5 protein-coding genes are annotated in these 5424 nt (G+C 78.2%); 2 read left to right on the top strand and 3 right to left on the bottom strand.

From position 1 onward, the window contains the following. Positions 1–58 precede the first annotated feature (58 nt). Both dapA and GTR00_RS13610 read right to left on the bottom strand, forming a co-directional pair. The gene (gene dapA / locus GTR00_RS13615; protein WP_166612152.1) at positions 59–985 is read right to left on the bottom strand and encodes a 4-hydroxy-tetrahydrodipicolinate synthase; all 927 of its coding nucleotides are present in this window, start codon (positions 983–985) and stop codon (positions 59–61) included. A gap of 197 nt (positions 986–1182) precedes the next feature. Next, complete coding sequence (locus GTR00_RS13610; protein ID WP_323132465.1) at positions 1183–1857, bottom strand: HAD-IA family hydrolase; 675 nt, start codon at positions 1855–1857, stop codon at positions 1183–1185. A gap of 158 nt (positions 1858–2015) precedes the next feature. Here GTR00_RS13610 and GTR00_RS13605 point away from each other — a divergent pair, with 158 nt between their 5' ends. Then, a complete protein-coding gene (locus tag GTR00_RS13605; protein ID WP_166612151.1) occupies positions 2016–3956 on the top strand; it encodes a sugar phosphate isomerase/epimerase and 4-hydroxyphenylpyruvate domain-containing protein in 1941 nt (646 codons plus the stop codon). Positions 3957–3989: 33 nt separating this feature from the next. Here GTR00_RS13605 and GTR00_RS25840 read toward each other — a convergent pair whose 3' ends face one another. After that, a complete protein-coding gene (locus GTR00_RS25840) occupies positions 3990–4910 on the bottom strand; it encodes an NADP-dependent oxidoreductase (protein ID WP_166612150.1) in 921 nt (306 codons plus the stop codon). 93 nt (positions 4911–5003) lie between these two features. Between GTR00_RS25840 and GTR00_RS13595 the strand changes: the two genes are divergently transcribed. Further along, positions 5004–5424 (top strand): TIGR03557 family F420-dependent LLM class oxidoreductase (locus GTR00_RS13595; RefSeq protein ID WP_166612149.1); only part of this gene is annotated, 421 nt, incomplete at its 3' end.

The raw sequence follows: 5424 nt of genomic DNA, 5'->3' as shown, positions 1-5424 counted from the left end.
GGGGTGGCTCATGCGGCTCCTCCTGCGACCGGGGCGGTCGCGACCGTGGGGTGGGTGTTCAGGTGTCGGTGGGGCCGGGCAGCAGCCCGGCGGCGGCGAGGTCCGCGGCGATCGCGGCGACCTCGTCGGGCGTGGCCTCCAGCAGCGGCGGGCGCACCGCGCGGTGCGGCAGCGCGCCGGTCAGCTCCAGGGCCGCCTTGACGGCGACGACGCCCTGGGTGCGGGTCATGATCCCGCGCACGGCGGGCAGCAGCTGCGCGTGCACGGTGCGCGCGGTGAGCAGGTCGCCGGAGTCCACGGCGGCGACCATGCGCGCGTACTGCTCGCCGGCGACGTGGGCGACGACGCTGACGACGCCGGAGGCGCCGTGCGCCAGCAGCGCCAGGTTCAGCGCGTCCTCGCCGGAGTAGTACGCCAGGTCGGTGCGCGCCAGCACCCAGGAGGTGGCGGCGAGGTCGCCCTTGGCGTCCTTGACGGCCGTGATGCGCTCGTGCTCGGCCAGGCGCACCAGGGTCTCGGTCTCGATGGGCACCCCCGAGCGGCCGGGGATGTCGTAGAGCATCACCGGCAGGGCGGTGGCGTCCGCGACGGCGCGGAAGTGGTGCTCCAGCGCGGCCTGGGGGGGCTTGGAGTAGTAGGGGGTGACGACGAGCAGGCCGTGCGCGCCGGCCTTCTCGGCGGCCTGCGCCAGCTCCACGGTGTGCGCGGTGTCGTTCGTGCCCACCCCGGCCAGGACGTGCGCCCGGTCCCCCACGGCCTCCAGCACGGCGCGCAGCAGGCGGTCCTTCTCGGCGTCGGAGGTGGTCGGGGACTCCCCCGTGGTGCCGCTGACGACCAGGCCGTCGTGGCCCTGGGCGAGCAGCCGCTCGGCGAGCGCGGCGGCGCCCTCGACGTCCACGGCGCCGGAGGGGGTGAACGGGGTGACCATCGCGGACAGCACCGCCCCGAACGGGCGGGGAGGGCGCGCGGCGGTGGCGGTGGGCATGCAGGGAGGTTACCGCCGAGCGCCGACGCGCCCGGGGCGGGAGCCGCCCCGGCGGTCGCGGCGGGCCCGGCGGACGTGGGAGGACCCGGTCGCTGCCCGCTCGGGGGTCCGGGCAGCGACCGGGTCCGGGGGTGTCATCGCCGCGCCCCGCACGGGCGTTACACACCGCCCGGCGCGGGCGCCGTGCGGCGCGGGCCTCACGCCCCGAGCGGGGCCTCCCGCAGGACCTCCACGCGCACGCCCCCCTCGACGGCGCTCGCGCGCACGTGCGACAGCAGCGCCACGACGGCGTCGGCCTCCAGCGGCCCCTCCGGGTGGGTGGTGCGCACCGCCAGCGTGGCGCAGCCGGCGGCGCGGGCGGCGGCCAGGCCGGCCGGGGCGTCCTCCACGACCAGGCAGTCGGCGGGGTCCACGCCGAGGCGGCGCGCGCCCAGCAGGAAGCACTCGGGGTCGGGCTTGCCGCGGGAGACGTCGTCGTAGGTGACCAGCGCGGCGGGCTCGGGCAGCGCCGCGGCCCCGCGGCGCGCGTCGGCCAGGGCCCGGTCGCAGGAGGTGACCACGGCCCATCGCCCGGCGGGCACGGCGGCCAGCAGCTGCGGCACGCCGGGCAGCTGCACGACGCCGTCGACGTCGGCGACCTCCAGCTCGGTGATGCGCGCGGCGGCCCGCTCGGCGCGCTCGGCGCCCACGAGGTCGCGCACGATCTCGGCGGCGGGGCGGCCGTGCCCGTGGGCGGCCACCAGGGCCTCGCCGGTGACGCCGTGCTCGAGCGCCCAGGTGGTCCAGCAGCGGGCGATGGCGGCGGTGGAGTCCACCAGGGTGCCGTCCATGTCGAACAGCACGGCGGCGAAGGGGCGCTCGGGCAAGCTCACCGCAGCACCCTACGGGCCGCCGGCGCCTCCCCCGTCCGGGGCGTTCGGGGCCCGAAGCGGCCCCGAGCGCCGCGCGGGCGTGCCAAGGTGTGCCCCGGCCGGACGGCGGCCGGGACGGCCCTGGGGGGGACGTGGCGGAGGCAGCGGTGGGGACAGCGATGGGGACAGCGGTGGGGACGGCGGTGGGGCCGCGCGGGCGCGCGGCGGCGGACGGGCGCGCGCCCGCGGCGGGCGACGGGGGCACGCACGAGCTGCGGACCTCGATCGCCACGGTGTGCCTGGCGGGCACCCTGGACGAGAAGCTGCGCGCGGTGGCCGCGGCCGGCTTCGACGCCGTGGAGGTGTTCGAGCCGGACCTGCTGGCCAGCCCGGAGCGCCCGGCCGCGCTGCGCCGGCGGGTGGAGGACCTGGGGCTGTCGGTCTCGCTGTTCCAGCCGTTCCGCGACGTCGACGACGTCGACCCGGCGGCGGTGGCCCGCACCGCCCACCGGCTGCACCGCAAGTGCGAGCTGGCGCTGGAGCTGGGCACCGGCCTGGTGCTGGTGTGCTCGGCGGTGCACGCCGGCGCGGTGCGCGACGACGCGCTGCTGGCCGCGCAGCTGCACGCGGCGGCGGAGGTGGCCGCCTCGCACGGGGTGCGCCTGGCGTACGAGGCGCTGGCCTGGGGCGCGCACGTGTCGGACTACCGGCACGCCGCCCGGCTGGTGGCCGCCGCCGACCACCCGGCGCTGGGCAACTGCCTGGACTCCTTCCACGTGCTCTCGCGCGGCGACGACCCGGCGGACATCGCCGCCATCCCCGCGAAGGACGTGTTCTTCTACCAGATCGCCGACGCGCCGCGGCTGCCGATGGACGTGCTGCCGCTGAGCCGGCACCACCGCTGCTTCCCCGGCCAGGGCGAGTTCGACCTGGAGCGCTTCCACGCCGCCGTGGTCAGCAGCGGCTACCGCGGGCCGGTGTCGCTGGAGGTGTTCAACGACCTGTTCCGGCAGGCCGACCCGGCCGCCACGGCGGTGGACGCGATGCGCTCGCTGCGGCACCTGCGCGACCGCACGTTCCGGCACCGCCCGGGGCTGCCGCCGGCCTCGCCCTCGCCGTCGCTGCCGGAGCCGCCGGCGGTGCGCGAGTGGGCGTTCACGGAGGTGTCCGCCTCCCCGGCCACCGCGCCGGCGGTGACGGGGGTGCTCTCGCAGCTGGGGTTCTCGCGCACCGGCGAGCACCGCAGCGGGCCGGTGGAGCTGTGGTCCAACGGCGCCGCGCGGGTGGTGCTGAACCGCCGCCGCGAGGACGTGCGCGCGGAGGTCTCCGCGCTGGGCCTGGCGACGCCGCAGCCGCACGCCCTGCACGAGCGCGCGCGCACCCTGCTGGCGCCGGTGGTGAACCGGGCGGTGGGCCCCGGGGAGGCGGAGATCCCCTCGGTGCTGGCCCCGGACGGCACCTGGGTGCAGTTCTGCGGCGACGCGCCCGCGGGCGGCGGCTGGCTGGCGGACTTCACCCGGTGCGGGCCGGAGCCGGCGGGGGCGGCGCGCGAGCCGGTGCCGCTGGACGGCGTGGACCACGTGGTGCTGCCGCAGCCGTTCGCGGGCTTCGACGCGGCCACGCTGTTCCTGTCCTCGGTGCTGGGCCTGGAGGCGGAGCCGGTGTCGGTGGTGCCGGGCCCGGCGGGCCTGGTGCGCACCCGGACCCTGACCTCCCCGCACGGGCGGGTGCGCATCGCGGTGAGCGTGGCGCCGACGTCGTCGATCCTGCGGGGGCGGCCGGTGGGCGCCGGGCACGTGGCGTTCTCCACGCCGGACGCGCTGGCGGCGGCGGCGGCCTTCCGCCGCAACGGCGGCGAGCTGCTGCCGGTGCCGGCGAACTACTACGACGACCTCGAGGCCCGCTACGGCCTGGGGGCGGGGCTGCTGGCGAGCCTGCGGGAGAACGACGTCATGTACGACCGCGACGAGCACGGCGGCGAGCTGCTGCACTTCACCACCCGCTCGCTGAGCCGGGAGCTGTTCGTGGAGGTGCTGCAGCGCACCGGCGGGTACGGCGGCTACGGGGAGGTCAACGCCCCGGTGCGCCTGGCCGCGCAGAGCGCACCGCCCACCCCCTGAGGCCCCTGGCGGCGGGTCGCCGGCGGGGGCCCCTCAGGGCAGCAGGACCACGCGCCCGTGGCGGCCGGGGCGCTCGGCGGCCGCGGCGGCCGCGCGCACGTCGGCCAGCGGGTAGGCGCCGGCGATCGGCACGTGCAGCCGGCCGCCGGCCACGAGCTGGGCGAGCTCGGCGAGGACCTCGGCGCGGCGCGTGGCCGTGGGCGCGGGGGCGCCGCCGAACTCCACGGCAGCCTCGACCTCGACGGTGGAGACCGCGCGCTCGGGCGCCACGTCCAGCGCGCCGGTCAGCGGGGGCAGGTCCGCGCCGGTGGTGTCCACCAGGGCGTCGACGCGGGGCGTCAGCTCGCGCACGCGCCGGGCCAGCACCGCCGGGTCCGCGGCGGGCGCGACGGCGTCGCAGCCGTGCGCGTGCAGCCAGTCGTGGTGCTCGACGGCCGCGACGCCGACGACGCGCGCACCGCACAGGCGGGCCAGCTGCACCGCGAAGGAGCCGACGTCGGTGGTGGCCCCGTCGACGACGACGGCGTCGCCGTCGCGCACGCCCACCGCGCACACGCACGCGTGGGCGGCGACCCCGGCGACGTACAGGGAGCCGGCCACCTCCCAGGGCAGGTCGGCGGGCTTGCGGACCAGGTGGGTGCCGGGCACGACGACGGCCTCGGCGTGCGCGGCGCGCCGCTCGCTCCAGCCCAGGACCTCCTCGCCGACCTCGAAGGCGCCGCCAGGGCCGACGGCGGTGACCACGCCGGCGAACTCGGCGCCCTCGGAGCCGGGGAACGCGCCGGGGTACAGCTCGGCCAGCGCACCCTCGCGGGCGGCGGACTCCCCGGTGGTGATCCCCGCAGCGCGCACCGTCACGCGCACCTGCCCGGGCCCGGGGTCGGCCGCGGGCTCGTCGACGACGTGGAGGACGTCCGGACCGCCGAACCGCTCGAAGCGCACCACCCTGGTCACGACGACCTCCCCCGTGGCCGTCCCGCGCGCCCTGGCGCGCCCGGCCCGGCGGTCGAGGAGCCGGGCAGCCGGACCGTCGAGCACGGAGGAACGATGCGCATCGGGTACAAGCTGGCCACCGAGGCCTTCGACCCCAAGGAGATCATCCGGCAGGCCGTGGAGGCCGAGCGGGCCGGGTACGACTTCGTGGAGATGAGCGACCACTTCCACCCCTGGCTGGACGTGCAGGGGCACTCCGGGTTCACCTGGAGCCTGTTCGCGGCCATCGCGGCCAAGACGGAGCGGATCGGGCTGGTCACCGGCGTGACCTGCCCGTCGGTGCGCTACCACCCGGCGATCATCGCGCAGGCGGCGGCGACGATGCAGATCATCTCCGACGGCCGCTTCACCCTCGGCGTCGGCGCCGGCGAGCGGCTCAACGAGCACGTCGTGGGGCGCGGCTTCCCCGCCGTGGCCGAGCGGCACGAGCGCTTCCGCGAGGCGCTGGAGATCATCCGGCTGCTGTGGGAGGGCG

Source organism: Kineococcus indalonis, from assembly GCF_009906395.1.
GTDB lineage: Bacteria > Actinomycetota > Actinomycetes > Actinomycetales > Kineococcaceae > Kineococcus > Kineococcus indalonis.
Note: the sequence above shows the minus strand (reverse complement) of the source record. Positions and strands in the feature narration are given on the sequence as shown.